This window comes from Paracidovorax valerianellae, assembly GCF_900102625.1.
In the GTDB taxonomy this organism is placed as follows: Bacteria; Pseudomonadota; Gammaproteobacteria; order Burkholderiales; family Burkholderiaceae_C; genus Paracidovorax; species Paracidovorax valerianellae.
Genome location: NZ_FMZC01000002.1, coordinates 318343 through 343464, shown reverse-complemented (window position 1 = coordinate 343464; position 25122 = coordinate 318343). Strand labels below are relative to the sequence as shown.

Annotated in this window: 17 protein-coding genes and 1 pseudogene; 8 read left to right on the top strand and 10 right to left on the bottom strand. The window is 67.9% G+C overall.

What is annotated here, in order from left to right:
• Positions 1-37 precede the first annotated feature (37 nt).
• Positions 38-2932, bottom strand: coding sequence for a valine--tRNA ligase (locus BLT03_RS04195; protein WP_092740611.1), 2895 nt, complete (start codon positions 2930-2932; stop codon positions 38-40).
• Positions 2933-3226: 294 nt separating this feature from the next.
• Between BLT03_RS04195 and BLT03_RS04190 the strand changes: the two genes are divergently transcribed.
• Positions 3227-5077 (top strand): M48 family metallopeptidase, encoded by a 1851-nt coding sequence (locus tag BLT03_RS04190; protein ID WP_092740610.1) that lies wholly within the window; start codon positions 3227-3229, stop codon positions 5075-5077.
• A gap of 69 nt (positions 5078-5146) precedes the next feature.
• Here BLT03_RS04190 and BLT03_RS04185 read toward each other — a convergent pair whose 3' ends face one another.
• Both BLT03_RS04185 and BLT03_RS04180 read right to left on the bottom strand, forming a co-directional pair.
• On the bottom strand, positions 5147-6649 hold the full coding sequence (locus tag BLT03_RS04185; RefSeq protein WP_139160317.1) for an NHL repeat-containing protein: 1503 nt from the start codon (positions 6647-6649) through the stop codon (positions 5147-5149).
• A 55-nt stretch (positions 6650-6704) separates the two neighbouring features.
• Entirely contained in the window at positions 6705-7331 is a 627-nt protein-coding gene (locus BLT03_RS04180) for a VOC family protein (RefSeq protein WP_092741066.1), read from the bottom strand.
• Positions 7332-7559: 228 nt separating this feature from the next.
• Here BLT03_RS04180 and BLT03_RS04175 point away from each other — a divergent pair, with 228 nt between their 5' ends.
• Complete coding sequence (locus tag BLT03_RS04175; protein ID WP_092741064.1) at positions 7560-9317, top strand: ABC-F family ATP-binding cassette domain-containing protein; 1758 nt, start codon at positions 7560-7562, stop codon at positions 9315-9317.
• A gap of 40 nt (positions 9318-9357) precedes the next feature.
• On the opposite strand, the gene BLT03_RS04170 is transcribed toward BLT03_RS04175, so the two are convergent.
• Genes BLT03_RS04170 through hemC form a run of 4 tightly spaced genes read right to left on the bottom strand, consistent with a single transcriptional unit; the run spans position 9358 to position 13590 of the window.
• Positions 9358-10635 (bottom strand): heme biosynthesis protein HemY, encoded by a 1278-nt coding sequence (locus tag BLT03_RS04170; protein ID WP_092740606.1) that lies wholly within the window; start codon positions 10633-10635, stop codon positions 9358-9360.
• A gap of 22 nt (positions 10636-10657) precedes the next feature.
• Complete coding sequence (locus tag BLT03_RS04165; RefSeq protein WP_092740604.1) at positions 10658-11767, bottom strand: uroporphyrinogen-III C-methyltransferase; 1110 nt, start codon at positions 11765-11767, stop codon at positions 10658-10660.
• Positions 11764-12609 (bottom strand): uroporphyrinogen-III synthase, encoded by an 846-nt coding sequence (locus BLT03_RS04160; RefSeq protein WP_092740602.1) that lies wholly within the window; start codon positions 12607-12609, stop codon positions 11764-11766. The genes BLT03_RS04165 and BLT03_RS04160 overlap by 4 nt, the downstream gene beginning before the upstream one ends.
• 42 nt (positions 12610-12651) lie before the next feature.
• Complete coding sequence (gene hemC, locus BLT03_RS04155) at positions 12652-13590, bottom strand: hydroxymethylbilane synthase (protein WP_092741061.1); 939 nt, start codon at positions 13588-13590, stop codon at positions 12652-12654.
• 140 nt (positions 13591-13730) lie between these two features.
• Between hemC and ppc the strand changes: the two genes are divergently transcribed.
• The 4 genes and pseudogenes from ppc to BLT03_RS24760 all read left to right on the top strand — a co-directional run bounded on the left by ppc (position 13731) and on the right by BLT03_RS24760 (position 20453).
• Positions 13731-16601, top strand: a complete 2871-nt coding sequence (gene ppc, locus BLT03_RS04150; RefSeq protein ID WP_092740600.1) for a phosphoenolpyruvate carboxylase — start codon at positions 13731-13733, stop codon at positions 16599-16601.
• A 163-nt stretch (positions 16602-16764) separates the two neighbouring features.
• Positions 16765-18969 carry a YccS family putative transporter gene (gene yccS / locus BLT03_RS04145; RefSeq protein ID WP_092740598.1) on the top strand — a complete coding sequence of 735 codons (2205 nt, stop codon included), beginning with the start codon at positions 16765-16767 and terminating at the stop codon, positions 18967-18969.
• Positions 18970-19161: 192 nt separating this feature from the next.
• Positions 19162-20049, top strand: a pseudogene (locus BLT03_RS04140) (DUF6402 family protein).
• Positions 20049-20453, top strand: a complete 405-nt coding sequence (locus BLT03_RS24760; RefSeq protein WP_092740596.1) for a hypothetical protein — start codon at positions 20049-20051, stop codon at positions 20451-20453. The pseudogene BLT03_RS04140 and the gene BLT03_RS24760 overlap by 1 nt, the downstream one beginning before the upstream one ends.
• Before the next feature lie 439 nt (positions 20454-20892).
• Here the strand turns inward: BLT03_RS24760 and BLT03_RS04130 are convergent, their stop codons facing one another.
• Positions 20893-22173, bottom strand: a complete 1281-nt coding sequence (locus BLT03_RS04130) for an AI-2E family transporter (protein WP_092741059.1) — start codon at positions 22171-22173, stop codon at positions 20893-20895.
• Between the two features lie 545 nt (positions 22174-22718).
• On the opposite strand from BLT03_RS04130, the gene BLT03_RS04125 reads away from it, so the two are divergent.
• The gene (locus BLT03_RS04125) at positions 22719-23435 is read left to right on the top strand and encodes a hypothetical protein (protein ID WP_245711233.1); all 717 of its coding nucleotides are present in this window, start codon (positions 22719-22721) and stop codon (positions 23433-23435) included.
• Positions 23432-23977 carry a FlgO family outer membrane protein gene (locus tag BLT03_RS04120; protein WP_092740594.1) on the top strand — a complete coding sequence of 182 codons (546 nt, stop codon included), beginning with the start codon at positions 23432-23434 and terminating at the stop codon, positions 23975-23977. Before BLT03_RS04125 ends, BLT03_RS04120 begins: the two co-directional genes overlap by 4 nt.
• Before the next feature lie 135 nt (positions 23978-24112).
• Here the strand turns inward: BLT03_RS04120 and flhC are convergent, their stop codons facing one another.
• Together flhC and flhD are read right to left on the bottom strand one after the other, a co-directional pair.
• The gene (gene flhC, locus BLT03_RS04115; protein ID WP_092740592.1) at positions 24113-24655 is read right to left on the bottom strand and encodes a flagellar transcriptional regulator FlhC; all 543 of its coding nucleotides are present in this window, start codon (positions 24653-24655) and stop codon (positions 24113-24115) included.
• A gap of 66 nt (positions 24656-24721) precedes the next feature.
• Positions 24722-25051 carry a flagellar transcriptional regulator FlhD gene (gene flhD / locus BLT03_RS04110; protein WP_092740590.1) on the bottom strand — a complete coding sequence of 110 codons (330 nt, stop codon included), beginning with the start codon at positions 25049-25051 and terminating at the stop codon, positions 24722-24724.
• Positions 25052-25122: the final 71 nt, after the last annotated feature.

Sequence of the window (25122 nt, the reverse complement as noted above, 5' to 3'; positions counted from 1 at the left end):
AAAGGGTGAACGTTGGGGCGAAGCCGGTGCTATCAAGTCAAGCCAGGCGCGCCAACTGGTCGCGCAAGCGCGCCAGCGTCGTGCCGAAGTCGGCCACGCGCTTTTTCTCCTGGTCGATCACGGCGGGCGGCGCCTTCGCCACGAAGGCTTCGTTGGACAGCTTGGCCTGGGCCTTGGTGATCTCGCCGTCGATGCGGGCGATCTCCTTGGACAGGCGGGCCTTCTCGGCGGCCACGTCGATTTCCATGTGCAGGCACAGGCGGACATCGCCGACCACGGCCACGGGCGCGGCCTGCGCGGCGGCGGCCCAGGCGGAGTCGTCTTCGAACACCTGCACTTCGCTGAGCTTGGCCAGGGCCTGCAGCGCCGGCGCGGCCGAGCGCATGAAGGCCGCGTCGCCCACGGCGTACAGCGGCAGGCGCGTGGCGGGCGAGACGTTCATCTCGCCGCGCAGCGTGCGGCAGGCGTCCACGAAAGCCTTCAGGCGCGCCACATGGGCGATGGCGGCTTCGTCCACCTTTTCCAGCTGCGCCTGCGGGTAGGCGGCGATGCTGACAGATTCGCCTGCGCGGCCGGCCACGGGCGCGACCTTTTGCCACAGGGCTTCGGTGATGAACGGGATGAGCGGGTGCGCCAGGCGCAGGATGGTTTCCAGCGTGCGGATGAGCGTGCGGCGCGTGGCCCGCTGCTCGGCCGGCGTGCCGGTCTGGATCTGCACCTTGGCGATTTCCAGGTACCAGTCGCAGAACTCGTTCCAGACGAAGTCATAGATCGTGTTGGCCACGTTGTCCAGGCGGAACTCGGCAAAGCCCTTGGCCACCTCGGCCTCGACCTGCTGCAGCAGCGACACGATCCAGCGGTCGGGCTGGCTGAAGGCCAGGTAGCCGCCGCCTTCGCAGTCCGCCTGCGTGTGTTCTTCCAGGCCGCAGTCCTGGCCTTCGCAGTTCATCAGCACGAAGCGGCTGGCGTTCCAGAGCTTGTTGCAGAAGTTGCGGTAGCCCTCGCAGCGCTTGCTGTCGAAGTTGATGCTGCGGCCCAGGCTGGCCAGCGCCGCGAAGGTGAAGCGCAGCGCGTCGGCGCCGTAGGCGGGAATGCCTTCGGGGAATTCCTTTTGCGTGTTCTTACGCACCTGGGGCGCCGTCTCGGGGCGGCGCAGGCCGGTGGAGCGCTTTTCCAGCAGCGGATCGAGCGCGATGCCGTCGATCAGGTCCACGGGGTCGAGCACGTTGCCTTCCGACTTGCTCATCTTCTTGCCCTGTGCATCGCGCACCAGGCCGTGGATGTACACGTGCTTGAACGGCACGCGGCCGGTGAAGTGCGTGGTCATCATGATCATCCGGGCGACCCAGAAGAAGATGATGTCGTAGCCCGTCACCAGCACGGAAGAGGGCAGGTACAGGTCGTAGTCCTTGGTGGCGGAGGAATCATCCAGCGCCTCGGGCCAGCCGAGCGACGAGAACGGCACCAGCGCGGCCGAGTACCAGGTGTCCAGCACGTCGTTGTCGCGCGTCAGCTTGGCGCCCGCACCGGCCTGCGCCTGGGCATCGGCCTCGTCGCGCGCCACGTACACCTTGCCGGTTTCGTCGTACCACGCCGGGATCTGGTGGCCCCACCAGAGCTGGCGGCTGATGCACCAGTCCTGGATGTTGTTCATCCACTGGTTGTAGGTGTTCACCCAGTTCTCGGGCACGAACTGCACCTCGCCAGAGGCCACCGCGTCGATGGCCTTTTGCGCAATGCTCTTGCCGGTCGGGTCTTGGTCGCTGGTCTTGCTCATGGCCACGAACCACTGGTCCGTCAGCATGGGCTCGACCACCTGGCCCGTGCGGGTGCAGATGGGCACCATCAGCTTGTGCTTTTTGGTCTCGACCAGCGCGCCCGCGGCTTCCAGGTCGGCCACGATGGCCTTGCGGGCCACGAAGCGGTCCAGGCCCTGGTACTTGGCCGGCGCGTTCTCGTTGATGGTCGCCTGCAGCGTCAGCACGATGATCATCGGCAGGTTGTGCCGCTGGCCCACCTGATAGTCGTTGGGGTCGTGCGCGGGCGTGACCTTGACCACGCCGGTGCCGAATTCCTTGTCCACGTAGGCATCGGCGATCACCGGGATCTCGCGGCCCACCAGGGGCAGCGTGACCGTCTTGCCGATGAGGTGTGCGTAGCGCTCATCCTCGGGGTGCACCATCACGGCCACGTCGCCCAGCATGGTCTCGGGCCGCGTGGTGGCCACTGTCAGGCTGCCCGAGCCGTCGGTGAGCGGGTAGGCGATGTGCCAGAGCGAGCCGTCCTTCTCTTCGCTTTCCACTTCGAGGTCGGACACGGCGGACTGCAGCTTCGGGTCCCAGTTCACCAGGCGCTTGCCGCGGTAGATCAGGCCCTGCTGGTACAGGCGCACGAAGGTGTCGGTCACCACCTTGGAGAGCTTGTCGTCCATGGTGAAGTATTCGCGGCTCCAGTCCACGCTGTCGCCCATGCGGCGCATCTGCGTGGTGATGGTGTTGCCGCTTTGCTCTTTCCACTCCCACACCTTGGCGACGAAGTTCTTGCGGGCTTCGGGCGGGGTGGGGCCCATGTCGTGGCGGCTGATGCCCTGTTCCTGCAACTGGCGCTCCACCACGATCTGCGTGGCAATGCCGGCGTGGTCGGTGCCGGGAATCCACGCGGTGTTGTGCCCCTTCATGCGGTGGTAGCGCGTGAGGCTGTCCATGATCGTCTGATTGAACGCATGGCCCATGTGCAGCGTGCCCGTCACGTTGGGCGGTGGCAGCTGGATCGCAAACGACGGCTCGCCCGCGCGGGCTTCTCGCGTGCCGCGGTAGCCTGCATCGCCGTAGCCCCGGCGTTCCCATTCAGGGCCCCAATGGGCCTCGATGGCGGCTGGCTCGAAGGATTTGGACAGGCTTTCAAGGCCGGGTTGGTTCAGGGGCGAGCTCATGGGGGGTCTGGTGTGCAAGAAGAGGGGCGAACGGGCAATGCGCCTGCCCGGGCCCGGTCAAGGGGGGACCGGGCATTTTAAGGCAGCCGCGCGGCGGCTCCGCTGCGCCGGCGCCCGGTGGGCGGGCGCGGTCTGCTATCGCTTTGTTACCTTTTAACGTGCGCTGCAAGAGGATGTGAACAGGATGGGTGCCGATAATCGTCGGCCTCGGAGCCAACGGGGCGCCCTTGCAGGGTGCCGCCGGCTTCCGTGCCGTGCCGCCAGGTCCCATTACCACTCCAAAACACTGTACCCATGGCCCTACACCCCACGCTGCGCGCCGGTCTCGGCAAAGCCTTTCTCCTGTCGGTGCTGTCGCTGTTCGCGGTGCCGCTCATCACGCTCTTCTTCGCGGGCCATGTGCAGCGCGACCTGGACACCAAGTTCCTCGCTGCCATCGAGCCGCGCATCGAAGCCGCCAAAGACCTCTCGCCGGCCGACAAGCAGGAGCAAAAGGCCTATTACCGGGCCCATCCCCCGTCCACCATCTGCACCGACCACACGCCGGACGCACAGGAGTACCGCGAGGCCATGTGCCCGCCGTATTCCAACAACTGGCAGTTCTTCATGGCGCGCGCCGTGGCCGTATGGACACTGGTGGCCGGGGCTCTGGTACTGCTGGCCGCGCTGGGGCTGGGGGCGCTGGCCTTCGTGAACCGCAAGCTGCAGCACGCGAGCTTCATCGCGGGATGGCGCCTGATGACGGCGGCCAGTGCGCTGGCCGTGGTGGTGCAGGGCGCGATGGTGGCTTGGCTGTCGTTCTGGGTCACGGCGTATTTCTGGCACCGGTATTCACCCAAGCTCATCATCGCCGTGGCCATCTGTGTCGCCATCGCCGTGGTGATGACGGTGGTGGGCATCTTCAAGCGCGCGCACAGCCACAACGAGGTGGAGGGCGAGCTGGTGCAGGAGGCCGATGCGCCCCTGCTGTGGCAGCGCATCCGCCACATGGCCGAGCGGCTCAAGACGGCGCCACCGCAGCAGATCGTGGCGGGCATCGACGCCAACTTCTTCGTGACCGAATCGCCCATCCATGCTGGCGGGCAGGTGCTGACCGGCCGCACGCTGTTCGTCAGCATTCCGCTGCTGCGCCTGCTGGACCAGTCCGAGGCCGATGCCGTCTTCGCCCACGAACTGGCCCACCTGGGCGGCGGCGACACCGAGAGCAGCGCGCGGCTCGGGCCGAAGCTGGTGCAGTACGACCAGTACCACCACGCCATGCGCACTTCGGGCATGACGGCCGTGGTGTCGCCGCTGCTGTCGCTGTACCGCCTGATCTTCGAATGGGCGCTGGCACGCGACAGCCGCGCCCGCGAGTTCAAGGCCGACCGCGTGGCGGCGAAACTGGTGTCGCCGCAGGCCATCGGCCAGTCGCTGGTCAAGATCGCGGCCTATGCCAAGTACCGCCACAAGATCGAAAGCGACCTGTTCGACAAGGAAGAGCAACTGGCCGGTGCGCTCGGCATTGCGCACTTCATCTCGCGCGGGCTGCCGCCCTATGCGCAGTCGGCGGAGTTCCAGGCCGAGATGCACACCGCCAACGTGCCCCATCCGTTCGACACCCACCCGCTGATGGCCGAGCGCATCCGCAACGTGGGCTGGGTGCTGCCCGAGTCGGATTACGGCGCCATCGTGGTGCGCCCGCCCGAGCGCACCTGGGCGCAGGACATTCTCACGGCCGATGCGATTGAAGAGCGCCTGTGGAGCGACTACGAGCAGGCCTTCGCGCAGGGCCACGAGCGCAGCCTGGCCTACCGCTACGAGCCCGCCAATGCCGAGGAACTGGCGGTGGTTCTCAAATATTTCCCGGCCCGCGAGTTCGCGCTGAAGGGCGGCAACACCGTGCAGGTGAGCCACGAGGGCATCACCACCTCAGCGGACGGCGTCTCGGTGCCATGGGATGCCGTGAAGGGACTCGCCTTCAAGGACGGCACCTTCGGCGACGCGCTCATCGTCACGCACCCTGAAAAAAGCATGCTCCGGTCCAAGACCACGAAGCTCAAGATCTCCGGCCTCAAGAAAGAGAAGGAGCGCTTCAAGGCGACCGTGGCGCACTACTGGGAGCGCCACCAGGTCATGCGCGGACAGGAAACGCTGGACGATTGAGGGCGTAAGCCGCCCCCGCAGCAGTGAGAAAGGGCGCCGGGGGCGCCCCTCTCAGCGTTGCTTGCGGTTTTACGAATTGCCTGCGGACGTTCCGCGCGTGCGCACGGCTTTCAGCACCAGGTTGCGCTGGCTGTCCTCTTCCGAACTGACCACGAGCCACCGCCCCGAACCGTCCCGGAGCACTTCCCGTGGCTCTGCCGTGGTGGGCGGGTCCTGGATGGACGTCGCCACGTTGGTCGCGTCATTGGCGAGCGCACCGTTGCCCCGCAGGCTCGTCCAGACGGCGCGGAACCGTCGTGCCGTGGTGCCCGCTGCCGCACTCTCTTCAATGGCCCCGAAGGCCCGCATGCTGGCGTCGTCCTGCACAAAGAAGGACTTGAGCTGGTAGTTCGCTGGAAGCACCACGCGTTCGATCCCCTTGTCGCCAAACGATGCGTCGAGGGCGCCATTGGCACCGAACTTGGCGACGCTGAGATGGCAGTCGCTGGTCGCGCAGGTTCTGGCGGCGACGACGAATCCGCCATCGGGATGGGGCGCGAGCCTGTACTCCTTCAACAACTCCCCAAAAGAGGTCCAGCCTCCCGAGGTCTGCGCCTGCGTGTCCCCCGAGTGCACGGCAATGCAAAGCCCGGGGTCCGACTTCGGGTCTGCGTAAACCCTGCCACCCAGCTTGCCGGCGGTGATGAGGTTTCCGCCAGGCAGTGCCAACAGCGCCTCGCCGCTTGCCTCGCAGGGAGCGGGCTGCTGCGGTGCGGGCGCTTGGTTGAAGGCGGTATCGGGGATTCCGTCTGCGGACAGGCGGCGCAGGGACCGCCCGAACGTCTGCAGAAACGGCTGATCGTTGGACGTCAACAAGACGGGTTTTTGGCTGGGCTGGATCGCCAGCGAGAGGATGTTGAGATTGGTGGAGCGGAAGCCCTCCGCGATGCCTTGAGCGCCGAAGGCGCTGTCGACCGCTCCGTTCGCCGTGAGGCCGACAACGGTGTGGTGCCACGAACCGGGCTCCCCCGCCGCCGTCAGGCACGGCACCCGGTAAGACGGAGAAGAGCAGGGCTCGTGCGCCTGCACCGCCAGGAGGATTCTGCCGTTGGACTGAATCCGCACATCGCCAACCGCTTCGTATCCCTTGACCGAAAACCGGGCCTCTCCGTTTTGGCCGAAGCCGCTGTCCACCTTGTCGTCCGCACCCATTCGAACGGCATACGCTTGCGTGGTGGGCAGCGATCCGAACGACGAGGGTGGCGCGGGGACCGTGACCCTGCTGCCGGCGATCACCAGCTTGCCATCCGGCTGAACGCCCAGGCTTGCGAACGATGGCGTGCCAAGCTGAAACGTGGCCACGCCAGCTTCGCCATACGTGGTGTCAACTTTCAGGGCGTTGTCGAGTGCGCCAGTGGGCGATTCCGATCCACCGCCGCCGCCTCCACCGCCACAAGCCGTCAACCCCAAACCCACCATGCAACTCGCGAGCCAGACGGCGTGAGGGCGCCGTCGAAAAACAGGACCGGTCTTCAGTGTGTGCATGGCAAGAAACTCCTCGATGGATGAAACAAATTTCGAGGCATTTTGCATGGGGGGGCTTCGATCCTCCACACACGGATTCGCACAGTTGTCGAAGGATGTAACGCTAGCCGGCGTGTTGCGCGTATTCCGGCCGGTCGTTGTGCTGCGGTTTGAGGGGCTGGGCCGCCTTGCCCTCGGCGCGCTCCTTGCGCCATTGCTCCTTGCGGGCCGTCCACTCGTTCAGGCGCTGGTGGGCGACCGTGCTGTCTTTTTCCATCTGCTGCGCGTCGGCCAGTTGCGCCGACAGCTCCAGGCGGATGCCGTTCGGATCGAAGAAGTAAATGCTCTTGAAGATGTGGTGATCGGTCACGCCGAGCACCTCGATGCCATGCGCCTCCAGGCGGGCCTTGGTGTTCTCCAGCTCCTGCACCGTGTCCACGCGGAACGCGATGTGGTTGACCCACAGCGGCGTGTTGGGTGAAGGCTCGGCCTTCACGTCGTCCCCCAGGTCGAAGAAGGCGATGAACGATCCATCCTTCAGGCGGAAGAAAAAGTGCGTGTAGGGGCAGTACTCGCCCGTGCTGGGCACGTAGTCGCTCTGGATGATGTGATAGAGCGGCAGGCCCAGAATGTCTTCGTAGAACTGCCGCGTTTCCTCGGCGTCGCGCGCCTTGTAGGCGTAGTGGTGCAACTGCTGCACGGCGGCGGGCGGGGGCAGGGTGGACAGGTCGGGCTTCAGTACGGCGCTCATGGCGGTCTCCATCGGGTGAATGGCAAAATTGTACTATCCGTAATTGATTTCATCTGAGTGAATTTGCACCGATGCCGGGCCGGGCTTATAGTGCGGCCCTTCGATGGTTTCCATCGCTCCGATCACCGCCACCGAGGTTCTTCACCCATGCGCCTGTAAGCCCCCTTCCGTCCGTTCCGCTTTGCCTCTTTGTGGCAAGCGGCCGACCCGATGGCTTGGAGCTTCACCATGGCGACATTCAACGCGGACGCCCGTCCGCACCGCGGCGCGTTCGACGCCGCTCCGGTTTCTTCTTCCGCATCCGTTTCCGTTGCTTCTCTCTCCGCCGCTTCGCAGCCGCGTGAAGACGCGTTCCTGCGCCTGTGCGGCGTTCAATGGCTGCGCGCCGACGGCGAAGCGCTGTGGACCGAGCCGCTGGACCTGAACCTCGCCCCCGGCATCACCGGGCTGGTGGGCGACAACGGCGTGGGCAAGAGCGTGCTGCTCGCGCTTGCGGCCGGCACGATGGAGCCCGCCGCCGGCTCGGTGGTGCGGCAAGGCCACGTGCACGCCGTGGACCAGCACCGCGCTGGCAGCACGGTGGCGGCGCTGGCAGGCATCGATGCGGTACTCGATGCGCTGGCGCGCCTGGAAGCCGGCCAAGGCAATGAGGCGGACCTGCTGGTGGCTGAAGGCCGCTGGGACTGGGCCGCCCGCTGGCAGCGCGCGCTCGAAGGCGTCGGCCTGGGGCCTCTGCCGCCCGCGCATGACGCGGCCCTGTTGAGCGGTGGCGAGCGCGCCCGCATCGCCCTGGCCGGCGCTTTTTTCTCCGAGGCCGACGTGCTGCTGCTCGACGAGCCCACCAACCACCTCGATGCACCGGCCAGGCGTTGGCTGCTGTCGGCCCTGGCGGACTGGCGCGGCGCCGTGCTGGTGGCCACGCACGACCGCGCGTTGCTGGAGGTGGTGGGGCGCATCGCCGAGCTCACGCCCCACGGGTTGCGCGCGTATGGCGGCGCCTGGAGCGTTTACGAGGCGCAGCGCGGCGCCGAGGCCCAGGCGGCGCACGCCGCGCTGCACCATGCGCGGGCCGAGCGCGATGCCGCGTTGCGCGACCTGCGCCGCCAGCACGACGCCCAGACCCGTCGCGCCGCCCGTGGCCGTGCAGCCGGCAAAGACACGAACCAGTCGCCTTTGCTGCTGGACCGCAAAAAGGGCCACGCCGAGGCCTTCGCCGGCCGTGAGCACGAGCGCCGCCAGCAGGTGGCCGAGCGGCTGGACACCGCCGTGCGCGATGCCGCCGGGCGGGTGGGCGCCGCTGCGGCGCTGGCCCTTCCGCTGCCGGGAAGCGCCATTCCTGCGGGCAAGCCGGTGTTGCGGCTGGAGCACGCGGTGCCGCCGCAGCCCGCCCACAGCAGGCAGCCACTCGATGGCGTGTGGAGCGGGCCGGTGCGCATCGCCGTCACCGGCCCGAACGGCTGCGGCAAGACCACGCTGCTGCGCATGGTGGCGGGGCAGTTGCCGCCCGCCTCAGGCCGCGTGCACTGCAGCGTGCGCACCGCGTGGCTCGACCAGCACAGCGCCACGCTGCTGCCACCGGGTCAGAGCGTGCTGGAGCGCCTGGCGCAGACCGGCTCGCCGCTGCCGCCTGCCGTGCTGCGCACCCGCCTGGCGCAACTGGGGTTGGACGCCGCCTGCGTGCAGCGGCCTGCCGGCACCTTGAGCGGCGGCGAGCGCATCAAAGCCGCGCTGGCGTGCGCGCTGTGGGGTGGGGAGCCGGCGCAGATGCTATTGCTGGACGAGCCCACGAACCACCTCGATGCGCGGGCGGTGCAGGCGCTGCAGTCCGCGCTGCAGACCTTCACCGGCGCGCTGATGGTGGTGTCGCACGACCGGCATTTTCTGCAGGCCCTGGCGCCGCAGGTCGTGTGGGCGTGGGAGGGTGCCGGTGACGGCGAAAAGGGCGGCTGGAACCTGGACGCGGCGCCGCAGGTGGCGCTGCCATGAATCCGCCGCCCGGCGCAGCCGGCGTGCAGCCGGTGCGCCGTCAGGACGCCAGCGCGGCGTTCTTCCAGGCCGCGGCGGCGGCTTCGATGTCGCCGCGCCGCTCGGCCATTTCGGCCAGGTGGCGCCAGGCGCTGCAGCGCAGGCTGGCATCGCCCAGTTGCACGGTGCCCTGCGTGAACAGTTGCTGCGCCTTGCCCCAAAGTTGGCGCCGCAGGCAGGCCATGGCGGCGAGGTACTGCAGGCGCGCGTCGCGGGGATTCGCTTGCTGGGCCGATTCGATGCGTGCCAGCCAGCCGGTGTCGAGCGCGTCCAGGTTGTTTTCCAGCGCACGCACCAGCTTGAAGGCTTGGTGGTCGGGAATGGCGTGGGGCAGTTCCACCATGCGCTCCCACACGGGCAGCAGCCACTGGCGCACCTGCGCCGCATCGCCGCCCAGGGTGCTCAGGCGCTGGGCCGCGTGAATGGCCAGCTCAGGCATGGCGCGCTCGGCGGGTTCCAGCGACATCCAGGTCTGTTGCAGTTGGGCGGGGTCGTGCGCGCCGTTCAGCAGTTCCATGGCCAGGCCCCGCACGATGCTTTGCGCCGCGCTGGGCGAAAAAGCCCGGTGCTTGCCCAGCAGGCGCGCGGTCTCCAGGGCTTCCTGCGTCTGGTGCGCCAGGCGCGTGGCTTTCAGGCGCGCGCGCAGTGCCAGCGTGCGCCGGGCCGCGCCCTGGGGCAGGGCCGCCAGGCGTTCGAGCGCGGCATTGGCATCGCGCTCGTCCAGCGACCAGCGGGCCGCGCGCAGGTGGGCGCCTTCGCGCAGTTCCAGTTCGGTGACCGGAGCGCGGTCGGGAATGTTGTTCAGCGCGTTCTGCAAATGCGCCTCGCGCGTGGCGCGGTCCTGCAGGGCGTGCGAGCTTTCGGCGGCCACCAGGTGGGCCAGCGTGCGCAACTGGCGGCCGTGCGGCACGGCCTCGCCCGATGCCTCCAGCGCACTCTCCTGCGCGAGCGCGGCGGAAGCGGCCTTGCGCGACCGGATGAAGCGCCCGGCCAGCAGTTGCGACAGCGCATCGAGCAGCGCCGCGTGCATCGAGCGTTCCTTTTGCTGCGCGCGCCAGCGCTTGGCCTGCCGGGGCAGTTCCAGCAGCGCGGCCAGGGCCCGCAGCGCGGCATACAGCGTGGCGAAGCCGCCGACGAGCAGCAGCAACACGAGGTTGAGCGAGAGATCGACGCGGTAGGGCGGCCAGAACAGGGTCACCGTGCCCTGGTTGTTGCCCGCGAACAGCGCGGCGGCGACGGCCACGCCAAAAAGTGCCAGAAACCAGAGAGCTGCGCGCATGGGTGTGCGTTCCTGCGGCGGATCAGCGGCCCGCGGCGGCCGTGGCCAGCGCGGACAGGGTTTCGTCGAGCGGCGGCAGCTCGGCCGTCTTGATGTGCGACTGCGCCTGCTGCAGCACCGTGGCCGCCATCTGCGTGCGGCGCGACGCAGGGTCGAAGTAGCGGTTGAGCGCGGCGCTCGCGGCGGCCAGATCGGCGCGTGCCGAATCGAGCTGGCGGGCCAGCACGCCCAGCCGCGCGTTCATGAGCTTTAGTTTCAGGTTCTCGCGCAGGAAGAACGCCTGGTCGGGCGACACCAAAATTGCCTCGGGCCGGTCGATGCGGCTCACGCGCAGCAAGCCCCGGGCTTCGTCGCGCACCACTTCCCAGGCGCGCTGCAAAGCGGCCTGCCACCATGGGCTGGGGGTGGCGGGGGGCGCGGTGTTGTCGCCGGCGGGTGCCTGGGCGTTCATGCGGCGCGTGGCGGCGGCCTGGGCGACGGCGTTCTGCAGGGGCAGTTCGTCCACCTGGCGCACCAGATCGTCGAGCCGCGCGAGCAGGCCGGCGGTGTCGGTCACCTGGGCCGCGCCGATGCGCTCCAGATCACGGCCGATGGCGCGCGACAGCGGGGCCAGGCGCGGCTGGGCGGCGCGTTCGATGCGTTGGTTGGCGCTCTTCAAGGCGGCCACCAGCGGCTCCAGGCTGCCGGTGAGCTGTGCCTGCTGCTGTGCAAGGCGAATGCCGGATTCGATGTCCACCACCAGGTTCTCGTCGCGCGAGCGCGACAGGCTCTGCATCAGTTCTTCGAGCTGGGCGCGCTGCAGGGCCACTTCGCTCACGCGGGTTTCGTTCACCGTCAGGCGGGCGGCGGTTTCGCGCGACACGTCCAGTGCCTGATGGGCCAGCGTGCGGGCTTCGATCGACTGGGCGCCGGAGTCGGCCGTCTGCCGGGCCAATTGTTCTTGAATGGTGTTGAGCCGCTGCCACAGCATGGCGCTGCCCAGCAGCCCGGCCGCCGCCACGACGCCCAGCGCCCACAGCGCGGCGCGGGTGCCGCTGGCGGCGCCTTTCGCGGGCGCTGCAGGCACGGCGGCCGCAGAGGGCGGGGCGGCAAGCGGTGGGGCGGCGGGGGCGGAAGCGGGCTCAAAACTCATGGGTGCGATTCTATCGAGGCGACCACGTCGTCGAAGGCGGGCCGGCACTGCCGCACGGCCCCGAAGCCCGCGGCGTCGGCGGCCTGCGCGATGCGCGGGTGGGTGACCAGCGCGCGGGCATCGCGCCAATTCTGGCCGGGCAGCGCCGCGGCGAGATGGGCCACCGCTTCGGAACTGCTGAACAGCCAGAGCGATCCGTCGGTGGCGGCCTCGGTGGCCAGGGCTTGCTGCTCGCGGGTGAGCTGCGGCGCGCAGCGCTCATACGCCGCCACGAAATCGACCTGCCCGCCCGCGGCGGCGATCTGCTGGGCCAGCCATTCGCGCCCCGTGCCGCCCTGGGCAGTGTCGCCGGGGCCGTCCGCATCGCCCTGGCTGCCGCGCACGATCAGGATGCGGTCGCCGGGTCGAACCTGGGGCTGCACCTGTTCCCACAGCGATTCGGAATCGAACTGCCCCGCCGTCGCTGCGGGCTGGTCGATGTCCTCGGCCGGCAGCCCGCATTCGCGCAGCGCCTGGGCGGTGCCAGGGCCAGGAGACCATGCTCTTGTTTTTATAGCAATGTCCCCTAGGGGATATTGCGCTGGAGGCCGATTTGACTCAAAGAAGTAGCGCACGGCGTTGGCGCTCACGAACATCACCGCGCGGTAATGGCTCCAGCCCTCGCGCGCCTGGCGCAGCGCGGCGACCGCGTCGGGGTCGCTGCAGCCGGCAATGGTGATCAGCGGCAGCGCCACCGCTTCGATGCCACGGGCATGCAGGCCGACGACCCACTTCGCGGCATCGCGTTCGGGGCGGGTGACGATGGCGCGGCGCGCAGGGGGCGTGTGGTGCGAAAGGCTCAATGGATCGGACTTGGAATGAAGGGTGGGGTGGCTGCAGGGGTTTCAGCCCGCCGGCTGCGCACCGCGTGCGCACAACTGCGCTGCGGCATCGCTGCCCAGGGCATCGGCCTGTGCCAGCGTCTGCACCGTGCCCGACACGCTCGCGCGCACCAGCGGCAGCACGCCCTGCGGGTCGCCCCAGGCGGCATCCAGCTGCAGCGTGCCGTCCGCCTTCCAGTGCGAGTACGCGGCCAGGGGCATGGAGCAACTGCCGCCCATGGCGCGGCTCACGGCGCGCTCGGCGGTCACGCCCAGCCAGCTGGGCAGGTGGGCCAGCGGCTCCAGGGCGGCGATCACGTCCTGACGGTGGCTGCGCACCTCCAGGCCCAGCGCGCCCTGGCCTGCAGCAGGCAGCATCTCGGACGGCTCGAAGGTGGTGCGGATGCGGTCGTGCAGGCCCAGGCGCTTCAGGCCGGCGGCGGCGAGCACGATGGCGTCGTACAGCCCCTCGTCCAGCTTGCGCAAGCGGGTGTCCAGGTTGCCGCGCAGCGGCTCGATTTTCAGGTCCGGCCGCAGGGCCTGCAGCAGCACCTGGCGGCGCAGGCTGGAGGTGCCGACGACCGCGCCCTGGGGCAGATCGGCCAGGCGCGCGTGGTGGTTGGACACGAAGGCATCGCGCGGGTCTTCGCGCTCCATCACGGCGGCGAGGTGAAAGCCGGGGGGCAGTTCCATCGGCACGTCTTTCAGCGAGTGCACGGCGATCTGGGCGCGGTCTTCTTCGAGCGCGACTTCCAGCTCCTTCACGAACAGGCCCTTGCCGCCCACCTTGCTGAGGGTGCGGTCCAAAATCTGGTCGCCCTTGGTGGTCATGCCCAGCAGCTCGACGGCATGGCCGCGGGCCTGCAGCAGTGCCCGCACATGCTCGGCCTGCCACAGGGCCAGGCGGCTTTCGCGGGTGGCGATCACGAGGGGAAGGAAGGAGGGGTTTGGAGAGAGATTCATCGCGGTGTCGGGAGGGCCTGGCGCGAGGGTGCGCGGGGGCCGGGCGCCGTGCGGCGCGGGCAGCGGGGATGCTAGCATGGGCCGCTGCAGCAGCCGCCCTCTGTCCGTGATGCGCCGAGCGCGCAGGAGACCCTTTCCGCATGAACGCGACCCCCCGCAAGACCGACGCCGCGCCCGCACCGGCCGCCCCCCGCAGGATCGACAAGGACCTGCCGCTCATTCAGGACATCCGGCTGCTGGGCCGCATCCTGGGCGACGTGATCCGCGACCAGGAGGGCGTGGCCGCGTATGACCTGGTCGAGCAGGTGCGCAAGCTGTCGGTGGCCTTTCGCCGCGATGCCGACCAGGAGGCCGACAAGGCGCTCAAGAAGCTGCTCAAGGGCCTGTCGGGCGACCAGACCGTCAGCGTGATCCGCGCCTTCACCTATTTCAGCCACCTGGCCAACCTGGCCGAGGACCGGCACCACATCCGCCGGCGCACCGTGCACGAGCGCGCCGGCAGCGCGCAGGAGGGCAGCATCGAAGTGGCGTTGGCCCGCATGCGCTGGGCGGGCATCGCGCCGCGCACCATCTCGCAGACCCTGGCCAAAAGCTACGTGGCCCCGGTGCTCACCGCTCACCCGACCGAAGTGCAGCGCAAGAGCATTCTGGATGCCGAGCGCGACATCGCCCAACTGCTGGCCGAGCGCGACGACATCCAGGTGCGCGCCCAGCTGTACAACAGCGCCAAGGACGCGCTCACCCCGCGCGAGCTGGCCGCCAACGAGGCGCGGCTGCGAGCCCGCGTGGCCCAGCTGTGGCAAACGCGCCTGCTGCGCTATACCAAGCTCACCGTGGCCGACGAGATCGAGAACGCGCTGTCGTACTACGAATCGACCTTTCTGCGCGAGATCCCCAAGATCTACGCCGAGCTGGAGCGCGAACTGGGCAACCAGCCCGTGGCGAGCTTTCTGCGCATGGGCCAGTGGATCGGCGGCGACCGCGACGGCAACCCCAACGTGAGCGCGGCGACCCTGTCGCTGGCGCTGGGCCGGCAGGCCGAGGTAGCGCTGCGCCACTACCTGACCGAGGTGCATTTTCTGGGGGGCGAGCTGTCGCTGTCGGCGCGGCTGGTGCAGGTGTCGCCCGACATGCAGGCCCTGGCCGAGCGCTCGCCCGATCACAGCGAACACCGGCAGGACGAGCCCTATCGCCGCGCGCTCACCGGCATCTATGCACGGCTGGCGGCCACGCTGCGCAACCTGACCGGCGGCGAAGCCGCGCGCCATGCGGTCGCGCCGCAAAACCCCTATCCCGACGCCGAGGCGTTTCTGGCCGACCTGCGCGTGATCGAGGCGTCGCTGCGCTCGCACCGCGGCGCGGCGCTGGCGGCCGAGCGACTGCACCCGCTGGTGCGCGCGGTGGAAGTGTTCGGCTTTCACCTGGCCACGGTGGACCTGCGCCAAAGCTCCGACCAGCATGAAAAAGTGGTGGCCGAACTGCTGGCCACCGCGCGCGTAGAGCCCGACTACGCGGCCCTGCCCGAGACCGACCGCCGCGCGCTGCTGCTGCGCCTGCTGGCCGATGCGCGGCCGCTGCGCGTGGTGGGCGCCACGTACTCCGAGCACACCACGGGCGAGATCGCCATCTTCGAGACCGCGCGCCAGATGCGCGAGCGCTTCGGGCCGCAGGCCATTCGGCACTACATCATCAGCCACACCGAAACCGTGAGCGACCTGCTCGAAGTGCTGCTGCTGCAAAAGGAAGTGGGCCTGATGCACGGCACGCTCGATGCCGAGCCGCCCGCGCCAGGCACCCCTGCCCGGTCCGCCGCCACGACCGACCTCATCGTGGTGCCGCTGTTCGAGACCATCGAAGACCTTCGCAATGCCGCGCCCATCATGCGCGAGCTGTACGCCGTGCCCGGCTTCGCGGCCATGGTGCAGGCCAGCGGCGCCGAGCAGGACATCATGCTGGGCTACAGCGACAGCAACAAGGACGGCGGCATCTTCACCAGCAGCTGGGAGCTGTACCGCGCCGAGATCGCGCTCGTCGCCCTGTTCGACGAACTGGCCGCCAGCCACCGCATCCAGCTGCGCATGTTCCACGGCCGCGGCGGCACCGTGGGGCGTGGCGGCGGGCCCAGCTACCAGGCCATCCTGGCGCAGCCGCCCGGCACCGTGCGCGGGCAGATCCGCCTGACCGAGCAGGGCGAGGTGATCGCCTCCAAATACGCCAACCCCGAGATCGGCCGGCGCAACCTGGAAACGCTGGTCGCCGCCACGCTGGAGGCCACGCTGCTGCAGCCCACCAAGCCCGCCACCAAGGCGTTCCTGGAAGCGGCGGCGCAACTGTCGGTCGCCAGCATGGGCGCCTACCGCGCGCTGGTGTACGACACCCCGGGCTTCACCGACTACTTCTTCAACTCCACACCCATTCGCGAGATCGCCGAACTGAACATCGGCTCGCGCCCCGCTTCGCGCAAGCCCAGCCAGCGCATCGAAGACCTGCGCGCCATTCCCTGGGGCTTCAGCTGGGGCCAGTGCCGGCTCACGCTGCCGGGCTGGTACGGCTTCGGTGCGGCGGTGGACGCCTTCGTCAAGCAGCCCGGCCAGGACCCGAAGGCGCAGATGGCGCTGCTGCAGAAGATGTACCGGCAGTGGCCGTTCTTCGGCACGCTGCTGTCCAACATGGACATGGTGCTGGCCAAGAGCGACCTGGCGCTGGCCTCGCGCTACAGCGAACTGGTGGCCGACACGCGCCTGCGCAAGAAGGTCTTCAGCGCCATCGAAGCCGAATGGCACCGCACGGCCGACGCGCTCACCCGCATCACCGGCGAGAAGCACCGCCTCACCCACAACACGGCCCTGGCCCGGTCGATCCGCCACCGCTTTCCGTACATCGACCCGCTGCACCACTTGCAGGTCGAGCTGGTGCGCCGCTGGCGCGCGGGCCAGGGCGACGAGCGCGTGCAGACGGGGATTCACATTTCCATCAACGGCATCGCGGCGGGGTTGCGCAACACCGGTTGAGGGCGGCGCGCGGCGGCCCATCGCCGTGCCGTGGTACGGAATCTGCTTGTGCTTGCGGCGCAGCGGCTGGCGCGCCGGGCTTCGGTACTGACGTTTGGGCTCTGCACTGGTCTTCTTTGTTTCCTCTTCATTTCTCCGGATTGCAGCGATCTTGAAAACGGCAATGGCAGGTTGGGCGAGGCGCCTGTGGGCGCAGGACGCGCTGGTGTACGGCGTGCGCGTTTTCATCGCGCTGAGCGGCGCCATGGCCGTGTGCTGGTGGCTGGACAGCGTGCCGCTGGTGACGCCGATCTTCCTGGGCATCATCGCCAGCGCCATCGCCGAGACCGACGACAACTGGCGCGGCCGGCTGCGCGCGCTGCTCGTCACGCTGGCGTGCTTCGCCACCGCCTCGTTCTCGGTCGAGGCCCTGCTGCCGTGGCCGCTGTGGTTCGTGGCCGGCATGGCCGTGTCCACCTTCGGCTTCACCATGCTCGGCGCGGTGGGCGAGCGCTACCGGGCCATTGCCTCGGCCACCGTGATCCTCGCGCTGTACACCGCCATCAGCGTGGCGCCCGGCGCGCACCAGGGCGGCAGCGGCCTGGCTTCGAGCGAGCCGACCTGGCTGCTCGCGGGCGCCACCTGGTACGGGCTGCTCTCGCTGCTGTGGTGCGCGCTGTTTCCGCACCAGCCCGTGCGGCAGAACCTCGCCAAGCTCTACGGTGTGCTGGGGGCGTATCTGCGGCTGAAAGCCAGCCTGTTCGAGCCCGTGCGCGGCGTGGACGTGGAGCGCCGGCGCCTGGCGCTCGCGCAGACCAACGGCCGCGTGGTGGCCGCGCTCAACACCACCAAGGAAAGCATCTTCAGCCGCTTGGGGCCTAGCGGCGACGGTGCTGCCGGGCCTGCCGCTCCCACCGGCCGCCTGCTGCGCCACCTGAACCTGTACTTCATCGCGCAGGACATCCACGAGCGCGCCAGCTCGTCGCACCACCACTACAACGACTGGGCCGACGTACTGTTCCACAGCGACGTGCTCTACCGCTGCCAGCGCGTGCTGCAGTTGCAGGGCGTGGACTGCACCCGCCTGGCCGAAGCGCTGCAGACGCACGAACCCTTCGTGCGCGACCCTGCTGGCGAGCGCGCCATGGCCGACCTGCACGACTCCATCGCCCATCTGGAGAACCAGCATCAGAGTGCATGGCAGCGCCCCTTGCGCAGCCTGCGCGCGCTGGCCCGCAACCTCGCCACGCTGTCGGGCCAGCTCGATGCCGCCACGCACCCCGACGGCGGCGAGCGCCTGGGCGATACCAGCCTGCTGGACCGCTCGCCCCGGTCGCTGGCCGATGCCTGGGGCCGCGTGCGCGCGCAACTGCACCCGGGCACGCCGCTGTTTCGCCACGCCACGCGCCTGTCGCTCGCGCTGGCCGCCGGCTACGTCGCCATGCAGCTCATCGACCCCGTGCACGGCTACTGGATTCCGCTGGCCACCCTGTTCGTGTGCCAGCCCACCTACGGCGCCACCGTCACCCGCGTGTCGCAGCGCATCGCCGGCACCGCCATCGGCCTCGTCGTGGGGTGGGCGCTGCTGCGGCTTTTCCCCAGCCTGCCGCTGCAGGCGCTGTTCGCCGTGGCAGCGGGCGTGCTGTTCTTCATCACGCGCACCACGCGCTACCTCACCGCCACCGCCGCCATCACGCTGCTGGTGCTGATGTGCTTCAACCAGGCCACCGGCGAGGCCTACACCCTCATCCTGCCCCGTCTGTTCGACACGCTGATCGGCAGCGCCATCGCCACCGTGGCCATGATGGTGGTGCTCCCCGACTGGCAGGGCCGGCGCCTCGCCGCCGTCGCCGCGCAGGCCCTGCAGGCCAACGGCCAGTACCTGCGCGAGCTCATGTCCCAATACGCCACCGGCAAGGAAGACGATCTGGACTACCGCCTGGCGCGCCGCACCGCGCACAACGCCGACGCTGCCTTCTCCACCGCCCTGTCGCACATGCTCCGCGAGCCGCGCCACGTGCGATCGCACTCGCAGGCCGGCATGCGCATGCTGGTGCTCTCGCACACACTGCTCAACTACCTCTCCGCGCTTGGCGCCCATCGTGGCCAGTTGGCCGAAGGCATGGACGACCCGCTCGTGCAGGAAGGCGCCCAGTACGCCGTCGAACGCATCGAAGCGGTCGCCCGCGCCCTGCGCACTCGCGAAGCCCTGCAAGGCGACGCCGCCCGCGGCGAAGCCCTCGCCACCGCCCTGGAACAGGCCGCCGACGCCGCGCCCGACACCTTGCGGCTGGTGCAGACGCAGCTGGCGCTGGTGTGCCGGCAACTGGCATCCCTGGAAGCCGTGGCCGCGCAACTGGCGGTGCGTGCGGTGGTGCAGCCGGTATAGCGACGGGGTGTGGCGAAGCTCAGAGCGCTGCGCCCATTGGTTTTCTGCCGGCTTTCAAAGCCCCCATGATTTGATTTTGCCGTTAAGTTACGTCGCGTAACTCGAAATATGCCGGCCTTGGCGGCTTTCGCCTTCTTTGCACCCAGAATCCGCATTTCTTAAAAACAAGCGATCACGGACGAGGGAGGTTGCATGAAGGACATGGTCAAGGTGGACCAGGAGCGGCTGCGCGCGCAGCTGGAGAAAAAGCTGCCGCCGAAGGTTCGGCTGTTTCAGCTGGACGATATTCCGGGCGTGATGCGCTCGCGCATGGGGTGGCCGGTGGCTGCGGCGTTGATGGAGCGGTGGTTTCGCGGGGCGGGTTTTCAAGTACCAGAAGACATGAAGCGTAGTTTGCCGACTTCTCCAACCCATCGGCTCAGTGCTGCCCATCTGGACGAAACCACAGTGAAAATGGCTTGGGCGCTCGGCTTTGCTCGTGTTCGCACTGCATTGGCAAAGCTACAGGCGCAATGGATAAGCCCTGCCGGTTTAAGGCAGCTTCAAAAGCGGGTCGATGAGTGGGCCGGGCCGAGACTTCTGCACAACTGGAGGTTTGGCAATCTCGGTCAGCCAGCAAAAATCTTGGATGAAAGTTGCCAAGTAAATTTTCTGAGTTTCGGTCGGCTTAGTGATCCGCTGGACGATTTCTACGGTGGCCTGGGTGAGGCCACTTTGAAAATCGCGGTATCGGGTCTGGTCACACCAAAGGAATCAGGTAAAGCCTCGATTGCCGTTGATGAGTTGGGCTTCTATTTACGGGATTCCTACGACTTCAACGACCACGACCAAGCCTTTTTGTCTCAGCCTCTTGGATTTTGGGGATATGGAGGAGTCGATCGCGTGAATGTTGGGAAGAGTGTTTCTATTTCAGAGGAATGAGTGAATGAGACAGAGGCGAGGGTGCGTAGCCATTCCTATCTTGTTCAAAACCGAGATTTTCGGACGTGGCGTGCAAAGACGGGCCGAGGAGGCGACTTCATCGTGCTTTCTGACGTTCATCGCGTGCGCCTGCCTTTTCCGATCAAACTGGAGTTGTGATGAGATTTCCTGAATTCAAGAAAATCCCTTGCATCGTCTGGTGCTTAGCGTTGAATGCCGTAGTAGTCCTTGGATGGCTTGCGTTTACGCCCCGGCTATTTAACAGCTACAACAGCCCCAGGTACGTTTATCGCCTGGAAATCCATGACGCGTCTTTATTGCAGCGGGCCATCCACTATGAACAAAAAATACCGTCTTTGGTCCGCCTGTATCACGTGAATTCAAGAACCCTACTGCGTGAAAGCGAAGTAGTAGACCTTTGGATGAATGGCGATATCAGCTGGCATCTCGACCCCCCAATCGCTACCCACAAGGTTTACGTGGGCCGTGATGTACTTTTTGACAACATACCCTCGGAGTGCGCAGACCCGTCGCTGCCCCCAGATTGCCCTGCTAAGCCATGAAATCGACGTGTTAGGTTAGAGCCACTTTTTTTCTTGCTTCGGCTGGGTGCGTGACATTGAACGCTTGCTGTGGGATGGCTTGGTATCTGTTCACGCCCACTTTTCCCCCATCGCTACAACAGCCTTCAGCCCATTGACAGATGGGGTTCCATAGAGCGTCGATCTTGCAGTGCTTCGGTCACTACGGTTTCAAGTGCCCTATATCGTTCTCTTTGCTGCATTTGGTCCATGAATCTTCGCCTACGACCTTGCTTGGTACGTACAAGGTAGGGAGCCTGGAGCCGGACGGCAGCATCCGCTAGCAGTTGACCCACCAACAATGCGGTCCCCGCCGGCAGCGAGATGCGGTTTGAGAACGTTCCTCTCCGAATGCGCAGATTTGGCTTCCTGTCTCACCAAGCATTGAACCGGCCGCTGCGCCGCAGTGCTTCGCCTTTGCTCAATCCCCCAGCAGTTCCCCCACCGCCCGCAAATCCTCCACCCGGTCGCAGATCGCCTTCACGGCCATCATCACGGGAATGCCCAGCAGCAGGCCCCACAGGCCCCACAGCCAACCCCATACCAGCACGCTCACAAACACCGCCACGGGGCTCATGCGGCTGGTCTTGCTGGTGAGCCACGGGGTGAGCAGGTTGCCCACCAGGGTATGGATGACGAGCGACGCGCCGCCGATGGCGAGCGCCATGTCCACGGTGCCGAACTGCAAAAAGGCCACCAGCGCCGAGGCGCCTGTCACGACGACCGAGCCGATGTAGGGCGCCAGATTGAGCACGCCGGCCACAACGCCCCACACCGCAGGGTTTTGCAGGCCCAGCAGCGCATAGGCCACGCCGGTGGCCACGCCCACGAGCACGCTGGTGAGCAGTTGCACCAGCAGGTAGCGCTGGATCTGGCCGGTGATGTCGTCCAGCACGGCCATGGTGACCTTGCGCCGCTCCAGGCTGTGGCCGGCGATGCGCATCAGCTTGCGCCGGAACAGGTTGCCCGACGCCAGCGCGAAGAAGGTGAGAAAGATCACCACGGTGATCTGGCCGGCCGCGGAGGCCAGGCCCATGGTGCCGCTCCAGACGTAGTCGCGGATGTTGAAGGGCGCGCGTTCGATCACCACGCGCTGCACGCCGCGGCGCGTTTGCGGCGGCACGCTGTCGTTGGCGGCTTGCTCGATCTGCGTGGCGGCCTTTTGCATGGTGTCCAGCGGGCTGGGGCCGCCCACGCGCAGCCGGGCGGCGTCGCGCACCTTGCGGGCCGCGACAGGCAGCGAATCGACCAGTTCGGCCGCGCCGTCGCTCAGCGACCAGGCCGCGCCGGCGAGACTGCCGACGATGCCGATCAGCAGCACGCCGGCACCGAGCCAGCGGGGAATGTGCCAGCGGTGCAGCGCCGTGACGGCGGGGTGCAGCGCGGTGGTGAGCAGCACGCTCAGCATCAGCGGAATGAACACGGCGCTGGCCCAGTGCAGCAGCGCGAGGGTGGCGAACAGGGCCAGCAGGGCGAGCGACATGTTGCGCACGTCCACCGGCATGTGCAGCATGATGTTCGGCGCCGAGGGACCGACCATGGCTGCGGCGGAGGGACCTTGCGGTGCTGCCTCCGCAGGTGCTGCGGGCGAGGGCGCCGCGTTCGTGGGGTGGTCACCGGCCGCAGCGCTGGCTGCGGGGGCCGGGTGATGCGCGGCGTGTTGGGGCTCCGGCCCGCTGTGCTGCGGCCGTCGTGCGGCCATGGCCTGCGTGCCAGGCTCGGCGGAGGCCGCGGCCGGTGCCGGCTCGGGCGGACCGTCTTCGGCAGGCTCGGGCGCGGCGGCGTGTTCGGGACGGGGGCTGTCGGTCTGCGGAGCGCCGCCGGCCGGCAGATGGCCTGTGGCTGCGGAGGCCGGAAGGGCGCGCGCCAGGGGCGGCGTGGGGGCTTTGGGAGCGGCGGGGCGGGACATGCCGCGGATTTTGTAGCAAGGCTGCTCAAGCGCCGCGTAGGTGGGCGCCGCAGCAGCACGGCGCGGACGTCCGGGAAAGCCCGGTGCTCAGCCTGGCGGGCGCGTCGGTCGCGGACCTTGCCGCGCATTCCGTACGGCGTCGTCGCAGGTTGGGGGGCACAGGCCGCGGAGCGTCTTCGTGCCGCGAATCGCCCGCCAGCGCTTGAAAACAAGGCGATGCGCTGACTTGGCGCCCCGGCCGGGCCAAGGCCGGAATCCGACCTAGCGCGTTGGCAGCAGGGGAAAAGCGGCGCTGTTCGGCCGATGCCCCGCGCCCGCCGCCGCTAGCATTTGCGGGTATGGAATCTGACAAAAAACTCGCGCGCACGGCTGGCCGTGTGCTGCTGCGCAACGGTGGGCTCGCGGCTCCCGGGCGTTCGGGCGCGTTGCGCTGGTCGCCAGGCGCCGGCGCACTGCTGGCAGCGGCGGTGCTGGGCGGATGCGCCACGCCGGACCTGCCGCGCGATGAGGCGCATGCGCCGTCCGCGCAGAAGACGGCGCGCGCCGTGCAGCACTGGGACGTGCTGGCCAGCGATGTCGCCGAGCGCACGGTCGTCAAGCTGCGCGACTGGCCGCCCGGCGAATACCCGCTCTACATCGTGCCGGCGCAGGGCGACGGGTTCGACGCGGGCTTTCGCTCGCTGCTGATGACGCGGCTGGTGGACCGGGGCATCACCCTGTCGGTGCAGCCGACGGGCGTGCGCATGGCGGTGTCCACGCAGGTGGTGCAGCACCAGGGTGGCGGGGTAGGCGCGCCACCGCGCGTGCGGCTGGCCGATGGCGTAGCCGTGGTGCGCGATGCCTCCGGCGCCTATGTGCCCGCGCCGGACGTGCTGCTGGCCAGCGGCACGGCCCGCACGGAAATTCTGGTGACGACATCGATCGAGTCGAACGAGCGCGTGCTCGCCCGCACCAGCGATGTGTATTCGATCGACCAGGGCGACCTGGCGCTGTATCTGCCGCGTGTGCCGGCCGTGGTGGCCACGCCGGTCAAGACCTGGCAGGTGGTGCCATGAAGCGGCGCACCTTGCTGACCGGCGCGCTGGCCGGCGCCGCGGCGGTGGCCTTGCCGAGCTGCGCGCGGTTCTATTACGGCAGCGCGGCCGCGGGTGGCGTGCAGACCGATCTGCTCGAATTCAACCAGAAGGCCGCCGACATGCTGCTGCAGGGCGCGCCGCTCGATCCGCGCCAGCCGGTGCTGGTCTCCACGCTGGTGCACCTGGACCGGCTGAACGAGTCGTCGCGGCTCGGCCGCCTGTGCTCCGAGCAGATCGCCGGGCGCCTGGTGCAGCGCGGCGTGCGCGTGACCGAACTGAAACTGCGCGAAAACCTCGTCATGCGGCCGGGCGACGGCGAGTTGCTGCTTTCGCGCGAGGTGCGCGAGGTAAGCCGCGCGCAGGCAGCGCAGGCCGTGGTCGTGGGCACTTACGCGGCCACGCCGCAGACGGTGTACGTGAGCCTCAAGCTCGTGAGCCCCGAAGGCAACGCCGTCCTGGCCGCCTACGACTACGCGCTGCCGGTGGATGCGGACATTCGCATCCTGCTGGCGATGCGGTGATGTCCCTGAACGCCCCATGAAAAAACCCGGCCAGTGCCGGGTTTGAACGTTTGTTGTAGTTTGCTACTGATTTTGTAGCAATCCACCCTAGAGGAATAAGCGCTGGAGGGCTTTTTGACTTAAAGCCGTCGCTGCTCAATGCAGCATCAGCGCGCCAGCCGACTTGCTCTTGCCCGCGCGGGCGGGTGGGTTGCACAGGCCGCAGGTGTAGTTGCGGGCGTTTTCGTACAGCTCGGTGACGAACTGGCCGCTGCACTGCGAGCAGGCGGTGCGGGTGAGCATGCCGGCGTCCACGAACTTCACGAGGCGCCAGGCGCGGGTGAAGGAGAGCAGGGGCTCGATCTCGGCGGTGGTGACTTGCTCGTTGTACAGGCGGTAGGCCTTGGTGAGCAGTTCCACCGAATCCAGGTCCACGCCCTTGGACAGGTATTCGTAGATGTTCAGGAACAGCGAGCTGTGGACGTTTTCTTGCCAGGTCAGGAACCAGTCGGTCGAGAAGGGCAGTTGGCCCTTGGAAGGCGACTTGCCGGCGATCTCCTTGTACAGGCGGATCAGGCGCTCATAAGAAAGCGTGGTTTCCGATTCCAGCACCTGCATGCGGGCACCCATCTGGATCAGCATGGCGGCGCGTTCGATCTGCTTGGATTCGTTGAGGACGCTCTTGACGGGTGCGGACATGGCTGGCTTTCGAAGAAGGGTGGGCGGCGGCAGGCGAGTGGGCGGCGAGGGCAGCGGGCGCTGCGCTCAGAGCACTTCGGACACGCGGCTGGCCATCAGGATGTTGGCGTGCAGCGTGTTGGTCGCTTCGTTGCCGACCTTCTTGGGGGTGTTGTGGTTGGTGAGCAAGCTCCACACCAGGTTGTCGTCCACCCGGAAGCTGCACAGCAGCGTGTTGCGGGAGGCCAGCTTGAGCACCTGTGCGGCCGACAGCGATGCCAGGATGTCGGCGGCGTCTTCGTTCAGGCCCAGACGGAAAACAGCTTCCGCCTTGTCCTGGCGGATCAGGGTCTGTGCCAACATCAGGTACGTGAGGTTGGCTTCGCGGATTTCGGCGAGAAGTTGTTCGGAGGTCATGGTGAATCCTTTTTCCTTTAACCGATCTGGCGGGGTTCATGCGGTTTGCATGGTTTCGCGATCCGTTGAAA